The organism is Micromonospora sp. DH13 (genome assembly GCF_020873825.1).
Lineage (GTDB): Bacteria > Actinomycetota > Actinomycetes > Mycobacteriales > Micromonosporaceae > Micromonospora > Micromonospora haikouensis.
In genome coordinates, this window is sequence record NZ_JAHWGR010000006.1 from 128,682 (window position 1) to 148,035 (window position 19,354).

Below are 19,354 nucleotides of genomic sequence, written 5' to 3' on the forward strand. Positions count from 1 at the left end.
GACACCCGAGCAACCGCGAAGCCGCGCTTCGCTACATCGCCACTTCGGCTCGACGCCCGCACATCGGCATGAGCGCGCATCGAACACGGACGCGCTAGCCTCCGACCCCATGGACGAGCCTGAGGTCGGCATCTACGAGCATCTGATCACCCGCCAGCTCGCCACCCGCCTCCACCACCTCGACCCGGCCCACGTCCAGCACCACCCCCTGGACCCCGCCGACTCCCACCAGCCCCTGACCCGGCACCTCGCCGCCCTGATCAGCCGGGCCCTGCAAGCCGTCCCCGGCGGCGACGACAGGCTGCACCGCCAGGTCGATCTCGCCAACCGGATCGCGCAGGCCATCACCGATCTCGACCCGGACGCGGCCGGCCCCGACGACCTGGTCGCCGATGCGCGCAACCTGCTGCACGCCATCGCCGCCCCGCCCACCCCGCCCGCGCAGCCGACCTTCCCGGCCCGGCCGACCACCCCGCTCTCCACCGGCGCGCTGCTGGTCAACGGCCGCCACCAGCCGCGCATCGGCCACGAGGTCACCCACGAGATGGCCTCGGCCGAGCGGGTCGACCTGCTGTGCGCGTTCATCAAGTGGCACGGGCTGCGCATCGTCGAGCCGGCCATCCGCGAGCTGATCGGCCGGGGCGGGACGCTGCGCGTCATCACCACCACCTATCTCGGCGCGACCGACCAGCGGGCGCTGGACCGGCTCGCCGAGCTGGGCGCCGAGGTCAAGGTCTCCTACGAAACCAGGACGACCCGGCTGCACGCGAAGGCGTGGCTGTTCCGCCGCGACAACGGCCTGACCACCGCGTACGTAGGGTCGAGCAACCTGTCGAAGGCGGCGCTGGTCGACGGGGTGGAGTGGAACGTCCGCATCTCCAACGTGGAGCAGCCGCACGTCATCGACACGTTCACCGCCACGTTCGAGGACTACTGGAACGATCCGGCGTTCGAGGCGTACGACGCCGGGCGGGACGGCGAGCGGCTGCGGCAGGCGCTCAGCGGGGAGCGGCGCGAGGAATCGCCGACGCAGATCGCGAACCTGGACGTGCGGCCGTACCCGTACCAGGCGGAGATCCTGGCCGAGCTGGACGCGGAGCGGCAGGTGCACGGCCGGCACCGCAACCTGGTGGTGATGGCGACCGGGACCGGCAAGACGGTGGTGGCGGCGCTGGACTACCGGCGGCTAAGCAGGAACAAGACCGTCGACTCGCTGCTGTTCGTCGCCCACCAGGAGCAGATCCTGCGGCAGAGCCTGTCGACGTTCCGGCAGGTGGTGGGCGACGGCAGCTTCGGCGAGCTGCTGGTCGGCGGGAGCGAGCCGAGGAACTGGACGCACGTCTTCGCCTCGATCCAGTCGCTGCACCGCCGCGAGATCGACCCCGGGGCGTACGACATGGTGCTCGTCGACGAGTTCCACCACGCGGAGGCGCCGACGTACGCGCGGCTGCTGGAGCGGCTGCGTCCGCGCGTACTGCTGGGGCTGACGGCGACCCCCGACCGGGCCGACGGCGGCGACGTGCGGCGGTGGTTCGACGGCCGCGCCGCCGTGGAGCTGCACCTGTGGGAGGCCCTGGAGCGGCAGTTGCTGGCCCCGTTCCAGTATTTCGGGGTGCACGACGAGGTGGACCTGTCGCACCTGCGGTGGCGGCGCGGCCAGGGGTACGACCCGGGCGAGCTGGGCGCGATCTACACCGGCGACGACGCGCGGGCGCGGCTGATCCTGCGGGCCGTGCGGGACACCGTGGACGTGGGGCGGATGCGGGCGCTCGGCTTCTGCGTGAGCATCGGGCACGCCGAGTTCATGGCGGACTGGTTCACTCGGCACGGCGTGCCGTCGGCGGCGGTGACGTCCCGGACGGACCGGGCGGCGCAGCACGGCCTGCTGCGCGACTTCCGGGCCGGGAAGCTGCGGGTGCTGTTCACCGTCGACCTGTTCAACGAGGGCGTCGACCTGCCGATGGTCGACACGATCCTGATGCTGCGGCCCACCGAGAGCGCGACGGTCTTCCTCCAGCAGCTCGGCCGGGGCCTGCGCCTGGACGACGACAAGCCCTGCCTCACGGTGCTGGACTTCATCGGCGGGCAGCACGCCAACTTCCGGTTCGACCTGCGCTGGCGGGCCCTGACCGGGGTCAGCCGGCGGGCGGTCAGGGACGCGGTCGAGCAGGACTTTCCCATGCTGCCCAGCGGCTGCCACGTCGAGCTGGACCGGGTGGCGAAGGAGGTGGTGCTGGCCAACCTCAAGAGCGCCCTGCCCACGTCGAGGAGGGGCCTGGTGGCCGAGCTGCGGCAGCTCGGGGACGTCGACCTCGCCGGGTTCCTGCGGGAGACCGGCATCGAGGTCGAGGACGTCTACCGGTCGGCCTCGGTCGGCGGGTGGACCGGGCTGCGGCGGCTCGCCGGGCTGGACACCCCGGCCCCCGGCCCGGACGACCGCGAGTTGGGGCGGGCCATCGGGCGGATGCTGCACCTGGACGACGCCGACCGGCTGGACCTGCTGGCCCGGGTCGCCGCCGGTGAGCGGCCGGAGCCGGGACGGCTGTGGGACATGCTGCACTTCGACCTGTGGGGGCCGAACGCCCCGCTGACGTCACGGGAGGACCGGGACGCACGGCTCGCGCGGCTGTGGGCGGAGCCGGCGCGCTGCGCCGAGCTGCGGCAGCTCGCCGGGGTGCTGCGGGACCGCATCCACCGGGTCACCGTGCCCGTCGGCGCGCTGCGGGTGCACGCCCGCTACAGCCGCAACGAGGCGTGTGCCGCGTTCGGGATGCCGAACCCGGGGTCGCTGCGGGAGGGGGTGAAGTGGCTGGAGTCCGAGCGGGCGGACCTGTTCTTCGTCACGCTGGTCAAGTCGGAGCGGCACTACTCCCCCACCACCATGTACGCGGACCGGGCCGTCACCGACCGGCTGTTCCAGTGGGAGTCGCAGAGCACTACGTCGGCGGCGTCGGCGACCGGGCAGCGCTACGTCCACCACGCCTCGCGCGGCTCGACGGTGCACCTGTTCGTGCGGGAGACGCGGGTGCCGGACCGGGACCTCGGCGCGCCGGCCTACCTGTACGCCGGGCCGATGGCGTACCGGCGGCACACCGGGGACCGGCCGATGCGCATCGTCTGGGAGTTGGCGCATCCGTTGCCGGCCGACCTGTACGCGGCGGCCCGCGCGATCGCCGCCTGACCTGCCGACAGACGTCAGGCGCTGAGCGAGCGTGCCCGCCCGGGTGAGGCGCTGGTCGACGGCAGGGGCGCTGCCCTGCCCGCTTGCGGTGCGACGAGGTCCCGGGGGATGTCCGGGGCGCAGTAGCACAGGGCGCTGGCGGTCGGCCTAGGGCGCGCCGCCAGCGGCCGGCCGAACGCCACCGTCAGTCCGGCGAGCGTGACCGTGACGGCCGCGAACCCGGCCGCCAGCATCGGCGACGCATCCGGGTCGCCGTCGGCCAGCATCACCACGGCCATCGCGGTCACCGACGCGCCCAGGCAGGTCAGCCAGGTGAGCAGCGGGTACGCCATCCGCCGCGCCCACGCCGCCCCGCGCAGCACGCCGAGGCCGACGGCCACGGCGGCCGGGACGACGATGCCGAGGTCCATCAGCTTGACCGTCCAGAACGGGGTGGGGCTGGAGGCGTACTCGATCATGGAGGCCGGGTCGGTCCAGGCGGTCACCATGGTCGGCAGGTGCAGCCCGAGCAGCAGGAAAGCCGCCGCCCCGAGCAGCGTCCCGCCGGCGGCGCGGGCAAGCCGGCGCGACGGGGCGGGCGGGTGCGGCGACAGCGCCCGCCAGGCGAGCACCAGCGTCGCCTCGGCGAGCAGGAACGCGGTCAGCAGCAGCGGGAAGAACCGTTCCACGTTGCCCGGCAGGCGCAGGTACTCCTGGCCGATGACGACCTGCGCGTACGTGTAGAGGGCGTACCCGGCGATGCCGGCGGCCAGCGGCGGCGCGACGGGGTGCCGGCGGCCCGCGAGCACGGCGGCGGCCACGGCCAACGGTGTCACCACGAGCAGCGCGGCGGCGTCGCCGCCGAGCAGTTGGTGCAGGGTGGTCGGGGAGGTGCGGTAGCGCATCAGGCCCGCCCCGAGCGGCCCGAGCAGCGAGCTGGTCGCCATCGTGGCGGCCAGGGCGGTGAGGGCGGCGGCGAGCAGCCGGTACGAGTCGACGGCCCGTGCCACCGGTCGGGTGCGTTGCTGCGTGGCCATGACGCCTCCCCGCTGGTCGGTCTCCCCTCAGCCTGCTCTGGTGCGGGGAGTCTCGGCAGGGGGTTCGGTCACCGTTCGGCGGGACCTTCGGTCCTGGTCCAGCTCGAAGGCGATCCGGGTTGCCTCGTACGCCTCGGCCGCCACCCGGCTGGTTGGCTCAGCTGTGCTGTGCCCGGTGGAAGACCGGTTGGGTGATCGCCGTGGTGAACTGCGGGCCCACCAGGTAGCGCTTCCCAGGGAGCCAGCCGTGGGAGTTGTCGCCGACCACGACGCCGAGCCCGGTGCGCGGGTCGAAGTCCGCGAACCGCGGGCCGCCGCTGGAGCCGCCGCCCATCACGCACTCGGTGCCCCACTGGCCGGGCGGCTCCGGCCAGTCCTCGGTGGACTGCTGCTCCACCGCCGGGCCCGTGCAGTAGGCGAGGCGTTCACCGGTGTATTCGGGCAGGCCCTCACGGGCCTTGTCCGAGCTGGCCCGTGGGTAGCCGAACTGGTGCACCACCCGCGCGCCGGGCACGTCGTAGCCGATCCGCTGGGCCGCGCCGACGGCGTCCTGCACCCGGCGTCCGTCGCTGTTCGGGTGGAGCACCACGAACGCCTGGTCGTACGAGTCGTAGAGGCTGTCGATCTGGTCGTTGCGCAGCCACGTCGAGGGGGCCACCGAAAGACGACCGACGAACATGCCGTACGGCGCGCCGCCGTCCCGGTAGCCGGGGACGAACAGCACGTTGTTCGACCACTGGTTGTCCTCACCGATCAGGTCGGTGTTGTTCACGCAGTGGGCGGCGGTCACCACGGTGCTGCGGTTGGCGCTGTCGAGCACGGTCGCCGTGCAGCTGCTGTCCTCGCCGTGGTCGGTGAAGAAGAGCCGCCCGACGGTACGCGGGACGGCGTTCGCCCGCGTCCACGGTGCGCCGTCCGGCCTGGCGACGGCCGGCACCTCCGCCGACGGGGTCCTGAGCGCGGCGATCCGCTGCGGAGTCCAGTACGCCAGCACGGCCTGCTGCTCCGCCGCGGTGACGGCCACGGCGTGGGTGGCGACGGGACCGGGCTTGGCCGCCACGGGCTGCGGGGCGGTCCCGGCCAGGGTGGTCGTCACGAGCACGGTGACCGCGCCCGCGACGCCGAAGCGGCCGAGACGGCCGGGGGTTGGCTTCGATGTCATAGCGGGAGCGTAGAAACGGAATGTCAGGAACTGGTTCGGGATGGTTGAACCGGCCCATCACTCGCGAGGAGATCACCCATGCTCGACCATCTCGGCATCCAGGTCCGCGACGTCCCGGCCAGCGCCGCCTTCTACGACGCCGTCCTCGCGACGCTGGGCGCGCGCCGGCTGATGGAGTTCGGCGACGTGCTCGGCTACGGCAGCGACAAGCCCGACTTCTGGCTGAGCCCCACGACCGCCACGGGCGCCACGGGCGCGGCGCACGAGGCGCACATCGCCTTCACCGCCCCTGACCGGGCGGCCGTGCGGGCGTTCCACGAGGCGGCGGTCGCCGTCGGGGCGGAGGTGCTGCACGCGCCCCGGGTGTGGCCGGAATACCACCCGACCTACTTCGGCGCGTTCGTCCGCGACCCGGACGGCAACAACGTCGAGGCCGTCTGCCACGCCCCGGAGTGACAACGAGACCTTGGACAGTTGTCGTCACGGGCGGACTGAATAGTCACGGCGGACGACAACTGTCCAAGGTCCGGTAGTGGCGGTCGGCGGACGCCCACGGCCCGGGAAGGAGCGGTCAGCGGACCGGGTCGTGGGTGCCCCGGGGCACGTGCGGCTTGCAGCGGCGCAGCCGCTCGGCGGCCATCCGCCCGCCCACGGCCAGGCCGTGCCGCTCGACGGCGGCCAGCCCGTACGCGCTGCACGTCGGGGTGTAGCGGCACTGGCCCGGCCAGCGGTGCGACAGCCACCGTCGGTAGCCGAGGATCGCGGCCCGGCCGGCCCGGTCGACGACCGGCGCGCGGGTCGCCCCGGCGGCCACCGAGCCGAGGGTGAGCAGGAACGAGAAGAGCCCGAAGTCGCAGCAGTCCGGGCCGTCGCAGTCGCAGTCGGTGCAGGAGTCGACGCCGCGCCGCTTCTTCTTGCGGTGGCGGTCCCGCTTGAGGTTGAGCATGCCGACGATGGTGCGGCACGCGCGCCACCTGACCGAACGGAGGAGTCAGGACCAGACCGTACGGCGCAGCCCCTCGTGGGCGGCGCAGACGTCGGGCCGCCCACCGGTGAGGGTGAGCGCGCCGTCGCGGCACTGCACCAGATAGCCCGTGCCGGCCCAGAAGTCCTGCCCGCAGTCGAAGTAGTCGCAGACCCGCACGTCGGGCCGGCGGATGCGGGAGCCGCCGCAGTAGTCGTACCCGAAGGGGTTGGCCGGCGCGCCGCAGAGCCCGTCGCGCTTCGCGGCCGGCGGGCCGGCGGGCGGCGGCGCGGCGGACGACGCAGCGGTGGACGACGCGGTGCCGTGCCGCGGCCCCGGCGACGCCGTCGGGCCGGGCCGGGCGGTGGGGAGCACGGCCGCCCCGGGGGTGGGCGCTGCGGTGGCGGCGGCGGCGACGTCCGAGCCGGGCCGCACCGGCGGGTCCGACTCGAACAGCGCCACGGGCACCAGCAGCGCCACGGCGGCGGCCACCGCGACGGTACGCCGACCGCCCGGCACCAGGGAGGTGATCCGGGCCTGCGCGGGGGTGGCGATGGCGGGGCGGAACGGCCGCGTCTGGTCGTGTTCGCCGATCAGCTCGTCGAGCTGCGCCAGGACCGCGCCCCGCTGCTCGATGGCCTCGGCGAAGGCCAGGGTGAGGGTGAACCGGAACTCCGCGGCGGCGTCGGCGGGCAGCAGCAGGCCGGAGGTGCGCCGCCGGTCGAGGACCTGGATCAGCGTGACCGGCGCCGCCGGGTCGTGGGCCAGACCGGTCATCCTCCCGTACGCCCAGTCGCGCCGGCCCCGCCCGCCGAGCAGGACGAGGCGGCGGTCGGTGAGCACGGCGAGGCCGGCGTCGGTGACCTTGACCCCGTCGGGGCGGCGGTGGTGCAGCGCGGACCGGCCGGGGTCGACGCACAGGTCGGGGGCGGGGAGCACGGCGGTGTGCCGCAGCTCGACCAGTTGCACGGCGGGCAGCGCCCAGAACACCCGCTCGCCGGGGGCGAGCTCCAGGGGCAGGCCGGCCCCGGCGCTGGCCTGCCGGCCGAAGTCGGCCGCCGCCGCGCGCAGCCGCCGCAGCTCGTCGTCGCGTCGCCGCCAGGCCCGCTCGGCGTCGCGGTACGTCCGCTGCCGCCGCTCGTTCTGCCGGTGCGCCCACCGGTACCGCCACGTGGGGGCCGCCGAAGGCCGCCAGGTGGAACCCGTCGAATCAGTCTTCGCCACGCCGACTCCTTCGCCGCGCGAGCCACCAACCGGGGTGTCACCAGGATCAACGGCAGCGACGAACCAGACGGACCCACCAAAACAGGCTAATCACCCGATCGGTGGACCAAACAGCACGGTAGGCGGATGACAGCGCGTCGATTCACGTTCCCCGCCGGGAACCGTGTGGGGAGGTGGATCACTGGGTATCGCCTTCCGCAGCCGGGCGCGGCAGGCGTGCCGGCACCGCCGACGCCGAGGAGGAGCCGTGGCCGACCCGGACCAGCACCCGCGCGTGGTGATCGGGGTCGACATCGGCACCACCAGCACCAAGAGCGTCGCGTACGACACCGACGGGCGACAGCTCGCCAGCCACTCGGTGGGCTACCCGCTGGACGAGCCGCAGCCCGGCTACGCCGAGCAGGACCCGCTGCTGATCTTCGACGCGGTGGTGGAGACGGTCCGCGCGGTGGTGGCCGAGCTGCCCGGGCCGGTCGCGGGGCTGTCGTTCAGCACGGCGATGCACAGCCTGATCGGGCTGGACCCCGACGGGCAGCCGCTGACCCCGTCGGTGACGTGGGCGGACTCCCGCGCCAGCCGGCAAGCCGAACGGCTGCGCGCCGCCCGGTCGGGGCTGGCGCTGCACCGGCGCACCGGCACCCCGGTGCACCCGATGGCGCCGCTGCCGAAGCTGGTCTGGTTCGCCGAGCAGGAGCCGAAGCTGTTCGAGCAGGTCGCGCACTGGGTCGGCATCAAGGACTACGTGCTGCTGCGGCTGTGCGAGGCCCTGGTCACCGACCACTCGGTCGCGTCCGCCAGCGGCCTAATGGACATCCAGACCCGCGCCTGGGACGCCGAGGCGCTGCGCATCGCGGGCATCACCGAGGAGCAGCTGCCGCAGCTCGTGGCGACCACCACGGTCCTGCCGGGGCTCACCGCCGAGTACGCCGCCGCCACCGGCCTGCCCGCGGACACCCCGATCGTGGTCGGGGCCGGGGACGGGCCGCTGGCAAACCTGGGGCTCGGCGCGGTGCATCCGGGCGTCGTGGCCTGCTCGATCGGCACCAGCGGGGCGATGCGGGTGATGGTCGAACGCCCCGCCGTGGACCCGCTCGGCGGGGTGTTCTGCTACGCGCTGACCGAGGACCGCTGGGTCGTCGGGGGCGCGATCAACAACGGCGGGATCGTGCTCCAGTGGGCCGGCGACGCCCTCGCCCCCGAGCTGGGCGAGGACTCCGAGGAGGAGCTGCTCGCCCTGGCCGCCCGTGCCCCCGTCGGCTCCGGCGGGCTGATCATGCTGCCGTACCTGCTCAGCGAGCGCGCGCCGCACTGGAGCGCGCTGCCGCGCGGGGCGTACGTGGGGCTGACCCACGGCCACCGCCGCGAGCACCTGGTCCGGGCGGCCCTGGAGGGGGTCTGCCAGCAGCTCGCCCTGGTGCTGGCGTCGGTGCGGGCCGCCGGCAACGAGGTGCGGGAGGTGCGGGCCAGCGGCGGGTTCGCCCGCAGCCCGCTGTGGCGGCAGCTGCTCGCCGACGCCCTCGGCATGCCGGTGCGCTTCCCCGCCGGGCACGAGGGGTCCAGCTTCGGCGCGGCGCTGCTGGGCATGCAGGCCCTCGGCCTGATCGCGTCCGTCGACGTCGCCGCCGATCTGGTCCGCATCGACGAGACGGTACGCCCCGACCCGGCCGCCGCCGCCACGTACGCCGCGCTGCTCCCCCTGCACGCCGAGCTGTACGACGCGCTCGTCCCGACGTTCACGTCGCTGCGGCGGCTGGCCCCGAGCCTCCCGCCGGAGCCACCACCCACCGCCCCACCCATGTGATCGCCCGTGCCGCCGCCGGCACGGACGCCGTCCGAAGGTCGTGATAACCGTGGTCACACTGCTCGCCGCACCGGCGGAACCCCTCACCGACGCCGGTGACGCCCAACTGATCGTCGCGGCCGTCCTGGGCATCGCCGCGGTGGTGGTCCTGATCGCCTGGGGCAAGGTCCATCCGTTCCTGGCGTTGATCCTCGGCGCGGGCGTGCTCGGCGTCGCCGCCGGGGTGGGTGCCGAGGCGATCGTCACCTCGTTCAGCGGCGGCGTCGGCTCCACCGTCGGCGGGGTGGGACTGCTGATCGCCCTGGGTGCGATGATCGGCGGCCTGCTCGCCGAGTCCGGCGGCGCGGACGGCATCGTCACCCGCATCGTCGACCGGGTCTCCGGCCGGGGGCTGCCGTGGGCGATGGCCGGGGTGGCCGCCCTGATCGGCCTGCCGCTGTTCTTCGAGGTCGGCGTGGTGCTGCTGGTGCCGATCGTGCTGCTGGTCGCGAAACGTACCGGCGTGTCGCTGATGAAGGTCGGCATCCCGGCGCTGGCCGGCCTGTCGGTGCTGCACGGCCTGGTGCCGCCGCACCCGGGGCCGCTGGTGGCGATCTCGTCGCTCAACGCCGACCTGGGCCTCACGCTGGGGCTGGGGCTGCTGATCGCCATCCCGACGGTGATCGTCGCCGGCCCGGTCTTCGGCAACATGATCTCCCGGTACGTGCCCGCGACCATCCCCGAGGCGCTCCTGCCGACCCGCACGCCGGCCGCCGTCGGCGGGGCGGAGCGGGGGGCTGCGGAGCGGGGGGCGGCCGGGCCGGGGGCTGCCGGGCGGCGGCAGGCCGACGTGGACGGCGAGCTGCTCACCGAGGACGACCTGGTCAACCCGGGCACCGGCCGCCCCGGCGCGCCCGTGGACGACTCCGGGACCGAGACCGCCCGGCGGGCCCCGAAGTTCTGGCCGGCGGTGATCACGGTGCTGCTGCCGGTGGTGCTGATGCTGCTGCGGGCCATCGGCGAGCTGACCCTGGCCGAGGACACCGCGGGCCGCCGGGTCCTCGACATCATCGGCACCCCGATCGTGGCGCTGCTGGCCGGGGTGATCGTGGCCATGTTCACCCTCGGCTTCCAGGCCGGCTTCAGCCGCAAGCAGGTCTCGTCGGTGCTCGGCGGGTCGCTGCCGCCGATCGCGGGCATCCTGCTGATCGTCGCGGCCGGCGGCGGGTTCAAGCAGGTGCTGGTGGACGCCGGCGTGGGCAACCTGGTCGCCGACGCGGCGAAGGACGCCAGCCTGTCGCCGCTGCTGCTGGGCTGGCTGGTCGCCGTCGGCATCCGGGTCGCGACGGGTTCAGCGACGGTGGCCACGATCACCGCCGCCGGCATCGTCGCCCCGCTCGCCACGACCATGGACCGGCCGGGGGTCGCCCTGCTGGCCCTGGCGATCGGCTGCGGGTCGCTGTTCTTCTCGCACGTGAACGACGCCGGTTTCTGGCTGGTGAAGGAGTACTTCGGACTCACCGTCGGGCAGACCATCAAGAGCTGGTCAGTGCTGGAGACGATCATCTCGGTGGTCGGCTTCGCGGGCGTGCTGCTGCTTGACCTGCTGTTGTGACCTGCCGTTGTGACCTGCTGTTGTGACGTGCCGGCGGTGGGCCTACGGGCGGTGGGCGGCCTGCTCGCCAGTGCCGACCGGAGGTGGGGATGGTCGTCGCGCTCCCTAGGGAGCTGATGTCGTGGATGATTCAGATCGGGGTCTCCAGACAGGCCCCCGGCCGGGAGCACGCCGCAATCAGACCGGGCGCACGCCCGGTGCCCGACGGTGATGTCGTAAACGACTCAGCTCCCTAGGGGCCGGAACGACCGAGGCCGGAACGACCGAGGCCGGAACGACCGAGGCCGGAACGACCGAGGCCGGACCATCATGGACCCGCCCCGCCCCGGCCGGCACGGGCCCGCGCCGGGCGATGACCAAGCCAACAGTGGGGCGACGGCCGGGCCGACAGCCGGGCGACGGCCGGCGGTGGCGTGACGGAAGCCGGGGCGCGTCGGGTGGAAGCCGGGCGGGGGGTCAGGTGCGGTTGCGGGCCGCTGGGGTGAGGGCGGCGCGCAGGCCGGCGAGGCCGGTGGGGCGACCGTACCGCCAGCCCTGGCCGTGCACGCAGCCGATCGCCGTGACCGCCTCGTGCTGCCGGTCGGTCTCCACCCCCTCGGCCACCACGGTCAGGTCGAACGCGTCGGCGAGCCGGGTCACCATTTCCACCGTGGCGTACGCGCGGGAGTCCTCGCCGAGCCGGGCCACGAACGACCGGTCGATCTTGAGCTCTGTGGCCGGGATGCGGTGCAGGTAGCTCAGCGACGAGTAGCCGGTGCCGAAGTCGTCGATGGCGATGCGGATGCCCAGCTCGCGGAGCTGGCGCAGCCGGTCGAGCACGGCGTCGCTGCCCTCGATCAGGGCCGACTCGGTCAGCTCCAGGGTGAGCGCGCGGGGAGCGAGGCCGGCGCCGGCGGTGGCCGAGGTGACGGTGGCGATGAGGTCGGGTCGGCGCAGGTGCGCGGCGGCGATGTTGACCGCGACGGTGGCGTCCGGGTTGCGGTCCCGCCAGGTGGCGGCGGCCCGGCACGCCTCGTGGATCACCCAGCGGTCGATCGGCAGGATCAGCCCGGTCTCCTCGGCCAGCGGCAGGAACCGGGCGGGGGTGAGCAGCCCCAGCCGGGGGTGCCGCCAGCGCACCAGCGCCTCCGCGCTGCGCACCTCGCCGGTGGCCAGGTCGACGATCGGCTGGTATTCCAGGTGCAGTTGCTCCTCGTCGACGGCGCGACGCAGGTCGGCGATCAGCTCGGCGCGGCCCACCGCCGCCTCCCGCAGCGCGGCCGTGCACGTGCGGTACGCGGACTTGCCGGCCGCCTTGGCCGCGTACATGGCGATGTCGGCGTCGCGGAGCAGGTCGGTGTGGGAGGCGTGCTGCGGGCCGTACTCGGCGATGCCGATGCTGGCCGAGGGGTGCACGCCGGCCTCCTCCTCGCCGGGGGAGGGTTGCAGGGCGTCGAGCAGCCGTTCGGCCAGGTGCTCGGGGCGGACCTCCCGGTCGCCGTCGACGAGGACGGCGAACTCGTCGCCGCCGAGCCGGACGACGGTGCCGTCGTCGGCCACGGCCGCCTTCATCCGGCCGGCGATGCTGGTCAGCAGGTCGTCGCCGGTGACGTGCCCGAACCGGTCGTTGACCTGCTTGAAGCCGTCCAGGTCGAGCAGCAGGACGGCGACCGGGGGCCCGTCGCGCAGCGCCCGGCGCAGCCGGCGGGTGAAGGTCAACCGGTTGGGCAGGCCGGTGAGCTGGTCGGTGTAGGCGAGCCGGCGCAGCCGGGCGACCAGCCGCAGGTTCTCGTTGGCGGCCAGCCCCTGCCGCAGCGCGAGCACCCCGAGCAGGGCCATCATGCCGACGAAGACCAGGTGCGGGGTCTGTCCGGTGGGCCGGCGGGCCAGCACCACCGCCACGATCGCGCCGCCCACCGGCAGGTAGGGCAGGGCGACGCGCCACCACGGCGGCAGCGGCGCCTCGACGGCCTCCTCGGCGGCGTCCCAGGCCGGGGGCGGCGGATAGTGGGCGGCGACGCCGATCAGCAGGTAGCTCAGCGGCCAGCACACGTCGATCGGATGGCCGGGGGCGTAGCTGCCGTGGGCGAACAGGGAGACGTACGCGGCGTCAGCGACCGCCCGGGTGCCCAGGCTCGCCCCGATCGCGGCGAGCGGCCGCCACATCGGGCGGGCCGGGCCGGCCACCGCGACGAGGATGGTCAGCTGCATCAGGTCGAGCATCGGGTAGAGCAGCCCGAAGGTGCGCAGCGGGTCGGCCAGGTCGGCGTCGGCGATGTCCCGGAACACCACCACCCAGCCGATCGGGATGAGAGCGAGCCCGACGATCACCCCGTCGAGCACGGTGCGGGCCCGGCCGACGGCGTTGCGGGACGTGGCGGCGCAGCAGAGCAGCGCGGCGGTGCCGGTGCCGATGCCGAGGGTGAACAACGCGCCGATGAGCACCGTGTGCGGCAGGGCGTCGTCGCCGAGCCGCTGGACCGTCCACACCGTCCGACCGAGGGCGGCGAGGCCCATGGTGACGGCGAGCAGCACCCAGAACCGGCGCAGCGGCGCCGGGTGCCGGCGGGCGGCCCGGACGCAGGCGTGGCCGGCCCAGCCCGCCACGGCGATCGCGGTGAGGTCGCTGACCAGGGCCGCGCCGGGCAGGGCGACGACCAGCCAGGTCAGCTCGACGAGCAGGATCGCCGCGGCCACGGCGAGCCCGGCCCGGCCGGGCCGGGCCGCCCCGGCGGGAGCCGCGCAGGCGGGACGTGCGTCGTGGGGCAGCACAGTGTCGTCCGGCTCTCTCTCCTGCGCGCACCCTCGACGGCGAGGACCGGTGATTGACGGCGAACCACGAAAGCGTAGCCAGCGGCAGGGCGGGCCGCCAGGCGGGTGCACAGAGGACGGTGGCGAGGCTCCGGCCGGCGCGACCGTCAGGCGAGCCGACCGAAGATCGGGTGGGGACTGATCTGAACCCGGGGCTCGGGCTTGCCGTACCACCGGGCGGCGCGGATCGCCTTCATCGCCGACTTGCGCCGCTCGGTGTCCATCCGGTCGATGAACAGCACACCGTCGAGGTGGTCGGTCTCGTGTTGCAGGCACCGGGCCAGGTAGCCGGAGCCGACGACCTGCACCGGGTCGCCGTGCCGGCTGTATCCCTTGGCCACCACGTTCATGCGGCGCCTGGTGTCGAAGTAGAGACCGGGCATCGACAGGCAGCCCTCGGGTCCGTCCTGCTCCTCCTCGTCGGGGAAGCGCAGCACCGGGTTGACGAGGTGCCCCTTCAGGTTTTCGACGTGGTAGACGAAGACGCGCAGCCCGATGCCGAGTTGCGGGGCCGCGAGGCCGGCGCCCCGCTCGTCGTCCAGCGTGTCGGTGAGGTCGCGGACGAGCCGGTGCAGCTCCTTGTCGAAGGTGGTCACCTCCTCGGCCGGCTGGGTGAGGACCGGATCGCCGAGCAGGCGTACGGGCAGGACGGCCATGGGGGTTCCTCTCGGGTTGGCTTGACCCTCTGTTTGCAAAGCACGATACTTTGCAAGGTGACCGACGCGCAGACCCCCGACGAAACCGAAGCGCCGCAGCAGGGCGGGTTCGACCGGGTGGCCGAGGAGGCCCTGAGCCATCCCGTGCGGGCGGCGCTGCTCGACCTCGTCCGCCGGCGCGGCACCCTCACCGCCACCGAGGCCGCCCGCGAGCTGGGCGGCAACAGCGGCCAGCACTCCTTCCACCTGCGGCAACTCGCCCGCTACGGGTTCATCGAGGAGGCGCCGCACGGCCCCGGCCGGGTGCGCCCGTGGCGGCTGGCCGCCCCCGTCGCCGAGCCGGAGCCGCAGGAGGAGCTGTCCGGCCTGGCCCGGGGGCTGGAGGACGAGGCCTACCGCAACTGGCTCGCCCAGCGCGACCGGGCACCGCAGCGGTGGCGGCACGACGAGGCGTTCAGCCAGGTCCTCTACCTCACGCCCCGCGAGCTGACCGAAATCGGCGCCGCCGTCCGGGAGCTCGTCAACCGCTACCGGCACCGGGAGCACCGGCCGCTGACCCGGCCACCGGGCTCCGCGCCCGTCGCGGTCGTGGCCCGCCTGTTCCCGCTCCTCGAACCGGACCTCGCCGGGCCGGGTGGGGACCCTTCCGGCGACACCGACCCGCAGAGCTGAACGTGCCGGCCACCGCCGGGAGGGCTAGACGCGCCGGCCACCGCCGGGAGGGCTGAACCCGCCCGGAGGACCGTCAGGCCCACTCCTCCGCCGGGTCACCGTCCGCCGGCCCGGCCGCCGGGCTGGGGCCGGGGGCGGGATCGGAGAGGACGGGGGCGGCCGGCGGGCCGCCGTGCGTCCACGGCGTCTCCTCCGGGGTGGGGAACGACCCCGCCGGCAGGAACCCGTCCGACAGGGTGGTGAGGCAGAGCCGCTCCCCCACCTCCGGCACCGTGCCCGGCGGGGCGGTCAGCCCCCGGCCCATCCCGCCGGAGAGCTCCAGCACCACCTCGGTCTTGCCGTCGGCCGCCGGGGTCAGGAACACCACCCGCGCCTTCTGCCCGGGCCGGGCCGGCGAGTACAGCGTCGCGCCGACCGGCACCGCCACCGGCTCGGTGGTCACCACCTGGATGCGGGGGCGCAGCACCGGGCGCTTGCCGGTGTCGTCGACCCGCGCCGGGTCGGCGAGCGTCACGTCCCCGACGAATGCCTCCCCGGTGAGCCGGTGCTCGGCCATCACCAGCGGGTCGTCGTAGGCGCGCTGCACCGCGTACGAGGCCGCGGCCCGCTCCAGCCGGTGCAGGCGCACGGCCGCCGCCACCGCGCCGTCGCGGCGCGGCTGCGGCCCGCCGCCGGCGTCGACGTGCTCCGTGTAACCGGTGAAGGCGTCCCGGTCGCCGGCCCACCGCCCCGCCACCCGCGCCCCCGGCGGCAGGGCGGCCAGCAGCCCCAGGCCGCGCCACACCAGCTCCCAGGTGGGCGCGAGCTGGCCGCGCAGCGCCAGCTCCAGCTCCGCGTACGCGGACCGCCGCGCCGCCTCGTCGTCGGCCGCGTCGGCGTACGCGGCGATGGCCGGGGCGAGCACCCGGTTGTCGAACTCCGGGTCGGTGGCCGGGCCGGCGGGCGGGCAGCGCGCCGGGTCCTCGGCGCGGGCCGCCGCCTGTGCCCCGGTGAGCCCCGGCGGCGGGTCGAGCCAGCCCAGCACCGCCGGCAGGTGCTGGTCCTCCACCGCGCTCTGCCCGGTGGCCCAGTGCAGGGTCAGCGCGTCGGTCAGCGCCAGCAGCGCCGACGAGCCGGGCTGCTCGGCCCGCTCGGCGAAGAACGTCAGCCAGCGCCCGAGCAGCGGCACCGCCGGGTGCACCGGGTAGTCGCCGTCGGTGCGTCGGAACCGGGTGGAACGGCCGAACAGCCGCAGGAACGTCACCCCGCCCGGGTTCGGCACGACGAGCTGCGGCGCGTCGACGTACCGGTGCCGGACGTCGCGCCCCCGGTCGACCGCGACCGCCTCCGTGTCGCCCCGGAACGAGTCCAGGTAGGGCAGCACGATCCCGGCCAGCTCGGCGGCGAACGCGAACCGCTGGTCGCGGTTGCGCGGCTGCGGCACGATCAGCAGCCGGGCCGCGTCGGGGGCGTCGCCGACCAGCGCCGCGAGGGGGGCGTTCGCCTCGCCCGCCATCGTCAACGGCACCAGCACCAGCGGTCGGTCCGACAGGTGCAGGTGCCGGACGGTGGCCACCGGCTGCGCCACCCCGGCGGCGAGCGCCTGGGCCTTCGCGAGCGCGCGCAGCGTACTCATGCGGGCTGACCGGCCAGGGCGTCGGCGCGCAGCCGGGCCGCGGCCCGCAGCAGCGCGGCGGCCTCCGCCTGCCCGGGCGCGCCCGGGTCGGAGCCGGCGGCCAGCGCGAGGACCTCGGCCACCGTGGCGACCCCGCCGAGCGCCTCGCGGACGGGCCGGCCCAGCGCGGCCGTCTCGGCGCGGGTCTCGTGCCGGCAGAAGTACGCCAGCTCGCAGGCCGCGAGGCAGTCGGGGGCGTAGCGGGCCGGCACCGACGTCAGCGACCGGCGCAGCCGCTCGGGGTCGGTCGACGGGTCGGCGGTGAAGTCGGCGGGCAGCCGGGCCAGCAGGTCGTCGACGCGGGCCATCCGGTCGAGCTGGCGGCGCAGCACCAGCAGTTGCTTGCGCACGTCCACCAGGCTGGCGACAGGCCGGTTGGCGAAGTCGCGCGGGCAGACCAGCACCACGTCGGAGGAGACCAGCGCCGCGTCGTGCCCCTCGGCGGCGAGCAGCTCGCGCAGCGCGAGCACGTAGACGGCCGACTGGATCGCGGCGGCGGCCACCTTGCCCGGGTCGGCCTGCCCGTCGATCACCGGGAACGACTTGATCTCCACGACGTGGAACCGGCCGGCGAGGCGGGCCGCCACCAGGTCCGGCTCCAGGTGCACCCGCTGGCCTGCGACGTCGAGGCCGAGCAGCGGATGGTCGAACAGGGCGGCCGGGTCGTCGGCGCCGGCCGGCGCGGCGGCGGCCAGCGCGGCGCGGGACCGCGCGGCCCGGCCGGGCTGGCCGGTGGCGTCGGGCGGGCCGGGCTGGTCGCCGCGGTTCTCCGCGCCCAGGTCCGTCCAGGTCGCCGGGCCGCCCGGGTCCACGCCCAGCCGCTCGGCGACCAACCGCAGCAGCTCGGCCCCACCGTCGGCCTTGACCTGCGCCTCGAAGGCGTTGCCCCGGGTGATCGCGAAGCGGGACTGCCCGAAGCGGGCCGGGAACCCGACCCGCTCCGCCAGCCCCGGCTTGTCGGCCCCCGCGCTGTCCAGCACGGCCCGGCGGTCACAGCCGGGGTTGCCGGTCAGCGCGGCGATCGTCCGGGCGTTGTGCCGGCGCGGCGCACCGCCGCCCCGGATCTCGGCCAGTCGCCGCGAGGTGCTCGTCACGACACGCCACCTTAGGCGGTCCGCGCCCGTTCGGCGCGGGCCGCGCCGCGCCAGAGCAGCACGGCCACCGCGACGGTGGCGGTCAGCGCCGCCCCGGCCATCGCCCAGAGCACCGTACGCAGGCCGGAGGTGAAGCCCGGGTCGGCGAGCCGGCCGGCGGTGGTGCTGGCCAGCACCGCCCCGACCACCGCGATGGCGATCGTCTCGCTCGCCAGCCGGGCGGTGTTGATCATCCCGGCGCCGGTGGCCGCCCGCTCCGGTTCGACGCTGCCGATCGCGATCGCGTCCAGCAGCCCGATCGACAGGCCGATGCCCACGCCCATCGTCAACAGCGGCCCGGCCAGCGACGCGGTGCCGCTGTCCGGGGCGATGACGGTTGCCCAGGCCGCCCCGACCGCGACCACCACCACGGAGCACACGATGACGACCGGGGCCGGCACCAGCCGGGTCAGCGCGCCGCTGAGCAGGGGCAGCACCAGGGTCGGCGCGGTGAGCAGGATCAGCGTGCCGCCAGCCGCCCCGGGGCTCAGCCCGACGACGGTCGTCAGGTACGACGGCAGGTAGACCAGCAGCGGCACCAGCACCGCGACGATGGTGGCCGCCGCCAGGCAGACGCCGACGAACCGGGAGTTCGCCAGCAGGGCCAGGTCGAACATCGGCGCGGCGCGGCGGCGCTCCACCCGCACGAAGAGCACCAGCAGGGCGACCGCCGCGACGAAGGCCACCACGATCACCGGGGCGGACCAGCCGAACTCGGGGCCCTGCACGAAGCCGAAGATGAGCAGCAGCAGCGCGGCCGTGAACGACACGGTGCCGGGCCAGTCGACCCGCCCGGCATGCGGCTGGCGGGACTCCGGCAGCAGCGGCACGATGCCGAGGACCGCGCAGGCGACCAGCGCGGGGACGACGAACACGGCCCGCCAGCCGAACGCCTCGATCAGCAGCCCCGCGATCGACGGGCCGAACGCGAGGCCGGCGCCGATGGCCGTGCCGAACAGGCTGAACGCGCGGGCCCGCCCCGCCCCCTGGAACGCGCCGGCCAACAGGGCGGCGGCGCTGGTCGCGGCGGCGGCCGCCCCGATGCCGGCGAGCACCCGGGCCGCGTCGAGCAGCACGATGTCGTCGACGAACGCGCCGGCCAGCCCGGCGACGGCGAAGAGCGCCAGGCCGGTGGCGTAGACGCGGCGGCGGCCGAGCAGGTCGGCGAGCGCGCCGGTGGCGAGCATGAAGCTGGCGAAGGTGGCGTTGTAGCCGTTCACCACCCACTGCACCCCGGCCAGCCCGGCGTCGAGGTCGCGGCCGATGTCGGGCAACGCGACCGACGCGCCGGTCAGCGAGATCGGCAACGACATGGTGGACAGCAGGACGGCGACCAGCACGACGGCTGGATGGTTGCGCACGATTCTCCCCGTTCTTCGCGGCGGCCCCAGCCTAGGTGTCGTGGGCTGGGCGGTACCGGCTTCGGGGCGGAGATCACAGCGCATCGCCGCAGGCCGGAGGCGGTCGGGCTGGGCGGTACGCGGGCGGGGCGGGCGAGGGCTGCCCG

At 75.0% G+C, this 19,354-nt stretch carries 14 protein-coding genes; 5 read left to right on the top strand and 9 right to left on the bottom strand.

The annotated features are described in order from the left end of the window. Nucleotides 1-109: 109 nt before the first annotated feature. The gene (locus tag LPA42_RS08270; protein ID WP_228986458.1) at nt 110-3,181 is read left to right on the top strand and encodes a DUF3427 domain-containing protein; all 3,072 of its coding nucleotides are present in this window, start codon (nt 110-112) and stop codon (nt 3,179-3,181) included. Nucleotides 3,182-3,195: 14 nt separating this feature from the next. Here LPA42_RS08270 and LPA42_RS08275 read toward each other — a convergent pair whose 3' ends face one another. Continuing rightward, complete coding sequence (locus LPA42_RS08275) at nt 3,196-4,197, bottom strand: hypothetical protein (RefSeq protein ID WP_077936444.1); 1,002 nt, start codon at nt 4,195-4,197, stop codon at nt 3,196-3,198. 157 nt (nt 4,198-4,354) lie between these two features. Beyond that, a complete protein-coding gene (locus LPA42_RS08280) occupies nt 4,355-5,359 on the bottom strand; it encodes a serine protease (RefSeq protein WP_096761592.1) in 1,005 nt (334 codons plus the stop codon). Between the two features lie 78 nt (nt 5,360-5,437). Between LPA42_RS08280 and LPA42_RS08285 the strand changes: the two genes are divergently transcribed. Next, a complete protein-coding gene (locus LPA42_RS08285) occupies nt 5,438-5,815 on the top strand; it encodes a VOC family protein (RefSeq protein ID WP_077936443.1) in 378 nt (125 codons plus the stop codon). A 115-nt stretch (nt 5,816-5,930) separates the two neighbouring features. On the opposite strand, the gene yidD is transcribed toward LPA42_RS08285, so the two are convergent. Further along, nucleotides 5,931-6,305 carry a membrane protein insertion efficiency factor YidD gene (gene yidD / locus LPA42_RS08290; RefSeq protein WP_077936442.1) on the bottom strand — a complete coding sequence of 125 codons (375 nt, stop codon included), beginning with the start codon at nt 6,303-6,305 and terminating at the stop codon, nt 5,931-5,933. Nucleotides 6,306-6,350: 45 nt separating this feature from the next. Next, nucleotides 6,351-7,547: a hypothetical protein gene (locus tag LPA42_RS08295; protein WP_077936441.1), complete on the bottom strand. Its 1,197-nt coding sequence runs from the start codon at nt 7,545-7,547 to the stop codon at nt 6,351-6,353. A 247-nt stretch (nt 7,548-7,794) separates the two neighbouring features. Here LPA42_RS08295 and LPA42_RS08300 point away from each other — a divergent pair, with 247 nt between their 5' ends. Then, nucleotides 7,795-9,348 carry a gluconokinase gene (locus LPA42_RS08300; protein ID WP_077936440.1) on the top strand — a complete coding sequence of 518 codons (1,554 nt, stop codon included), beginning with the start codon at nt 7,795-7,797 and terminating at the stop codon, nt 9,346-9,348. A 49-nt stretch (nt 9,349-9,397) separates the two neighbouring features. Then, nucleotides 9,398-10,942 carry an SLC13 family permease gene (locus LPA42_RS08305; protein ID WP_228986459.1) on the top strand — a complete coding sequence of 515 codons (1,545 nt, stop codon included), beginning with the start codon at nt 9,398-9,400 and terminating at the stop codon, nt 10,940-10,942. 456 nt (nt 10,943-11,398) lie between these two features. Here LPA42_RS08305 and LPA42_RS08310 read toward each other — a convergent pair whose 3' ends face one another. Both LPA42_RS08310 and def read right to left on the bottom strand, forming a co-directional pair. Further along, nucleotides 11,399-13,693, bottom strand: coding sequence for a bifunctional diguanylate cyclase/phosphodiesterase (locus tag LPA42_RS08310; protein ID WP_198956466.1), 2,295 nt, complete (start codon nt 13,691-13,693; stop codon nt 11,399-11,401). 146 nt (nt 13,694-13,839) lie between these two features. After that, nucleotides 13,840-14,388 carry a peptide deformylase gene (gene def, locus LPA42_RS08315; protein ID WP_077936438.1) on the bottom strand — a complete coding sequence of 183 codons (549 nt, stop codon included), beginning with the start codon at nt 14,386-14,388 and terminating at the stop codon, nt 13,840-13,842. Nucleotides 14,389-14,445: 57 nt separating this feature from the next. Here def and LPA42_RS08320 point away from each other — a divergent pair, with 57 nt between their 5' ends. After that, nucleotides 14,446-15,060, top strand: a complete 615-nt coding sequence (locus LPA42_RS08320) for a helix-turn-helix domain-containing protein (protein WP_198956465.1) — start codon at nt 14,446-14,448, stop codon at nt 15,058-15,060. A 73-nt stretch (nt 15,061-15,133) separates the two neighbouring features. Here the strand turns inward: LPA42_RS08320 and LPA42_RS08325 are convergent, their stop codons facing one another. From LPA42_RS08325 to LPA42_RS08335, 3 genes are read right to left on the bottom strand one after another with little or no spacing between them, the layout of a single operon-like run. Then, nucleotides 15,134-16,675 carry a hypothetical protein gene (locus LPA42_RS08325; protein WP_228986460.1) on the bottom strand — a complete coding sequence of 514 codons (1,542 nt, stop codon included), beginning with the start codon at nt 16,673-16,675 and terminating at the stop codon, nt 15,134-15,136. Next, on the bottom strand, nt 16,672-17,808 hold the full coding sequence (locus tag LPA42_RS08330; RefSeq protein WP_077936436.1) for a hypothetical protein: 1,137 nt from the start codon (nt 17,806-17,808) through the stop codon (nt 16,672-16,674). Before LPA42_RS08330 ends, LPA42_RS08325 begins: the two co-directional genes overlap by 4 nt. Nucleotides 17,809-17,819: 11 nt before the next feature. Then, nucleotides 17,820-19,208 (bottom strand): MFS transporter, encoded by a 1,389-nt coding sequence (locus LPA42_RS08335; protein ID WP_077936435.1) that lies wholly within the window; start codon nt 19,206-19,208, stop codon nt 17,820-17,822. Between the last annotated feature and the right edge of the window lie 146 nt (nt 19,209-19,354).